1 protein-coding gene is annotated in these 1401 nt (G+C 65.4%); it reads right to left on the bottom strand.

The features are described from left to right. Positions 1 to 26 precede the first annotated feature (26 nt). Positions 27 to 1354, bottom strand: a protein-coding gene (locus LWF15_RS35755; RefSeq protein ID WP_232815448.1) for an IS3 family transposase whose coding sequence is annotated in 2 segments (ribosomal slippage) — positions 27 to 1054 and positions 1054 to 1354 — 1329 coding nt in all. Because the reading frame shifts where the segments join, the coding sequence is not laid out codon by codon here. Positions 1355 to 1401 lie beyond the last annotated feature (47 nt).

Raw genomic sequence — 1401 nt, 5'->3', positions numbered from 1 at the left:
TGAACCGCCCCGGAGTGTCCGGAGGCTCATACGGTTGACGGCACCAGCGTAGCCAAGACCGGGTGTGTGCCGCAGTGGATCTGCTCAACCTCAACGGGCGTGAGGTCGCTGCAGGCGCTGTGCAGACGCCGGTGGTTGTGCCAATCAATCCATTCCAGGGTCGCCAGTTCGACGTCGTCCAGGCCCTTCCAGGGGCCCTGCGGATGGATGAGTTCGGTCTTGTAGAGACCAATCTCGCTCTCGGCCAGAGCGTTGTCGTAGGCGTCGCCCACGGTCCCGACCGAGGGCAGGATGTCGTGCTCGGCCAGGCGCTCGGTCATGGCCAGCGCAAGGTACTGAGACCCGGCGTCCGTGTGGTGCCGCAGCCCCGCCAGGTCGTCCACGCCCTGACGGCCGCGGGTCCACATGGCCATCTCCAGTGCATCAAGGACGAGCTCAACACGCTTGTTCGTGGACGCCCGCCAGCCCAGGATCCGGCGCGAGAACGCGTCGATCACCAACGCCACGTAGACAGTCCCCGCCCACGTCGCTACGTACGTAAAGTCCGCTACCCACAACGAATCCGGCCGCGCTGGAGTGAACTGCCGATCGACCAGATCGGCTGGCCTCGGCGCGGCCGGGTCACTGATGGTGGTGCGGGGCTTCTTGCCGCCTCGGCGGGCGCCTTCGATGCCCATGAACCGCATCAGTCGTTCGACGGTGCACCGGGCGACCGGGATGCCTTCACGGTTGAGCTGCAGCCAGACCTTCTTCGCTCCGTAGGCCTGGTAGTTCTTCGTCCAGACGCGGTGAATCTCGTTACACATCAGAGCATCACGCCATTCAGATTCGGACAGGTGGCCGTCCATGACGCGGGCGCGGTGCTCGTAGTAGGTGCTCGGGGCGATCGGTGTTCCGTACTCGGCCAGCACGGCGCAGATCGGTTCGACTCCCCAGCTCAGCTCCAGCACGGCATCGGCCGGGCCGCCCTCGACGAGGGTGACCCGGCCGACGTGCTCGGCGATGAACCTGACTAGTACTTGCGTGGCCGGTCGAACTCGGCCGCGAAGAAACCCGCTGCCGCCTTGAGAATTTCGTTGGCTCGTTTCAGTTCTGCGTTCTCCCGGCGAAGGCGCTTGACCTCCGGCGACTCATCGACCGAGACCCCCTTCTTCCCGGACTTCGAGTTCGCCTGGGCGGCCTCGGCCTCGCGGACCCACTTACGCAGCGTTTCCCCCGAGCCGATCCCGAGCTTGCCGGCGATCGAGTTGATCGCGGCCCACTGCGACGAATACTCCTCGGACGACTCCTGCACCATGCGCACCGCACGTTCGCGAAGCTCGTCCGGATACTGCTTCTTGCGACGTTCCCCCATGGACTCATCCTCTCAAGAGAAGAGCCCTCCGGACATCCCGGGGCGGT

It is taken from the genome of Kineosporia rhizophila, from assembly GCF_021277265.1.
GTDB lineage: Bacteria > Actinomycetota > Actinomycetes > Actinomycetales > Kineosporiaceae > Kineosporia > Kineosporia rhizophila.
The sequence above is the reverse complement of the archived record's forward strand: the minus strand, read 5'-3'. Positions and strand labels throughout refer to the sequence as shown.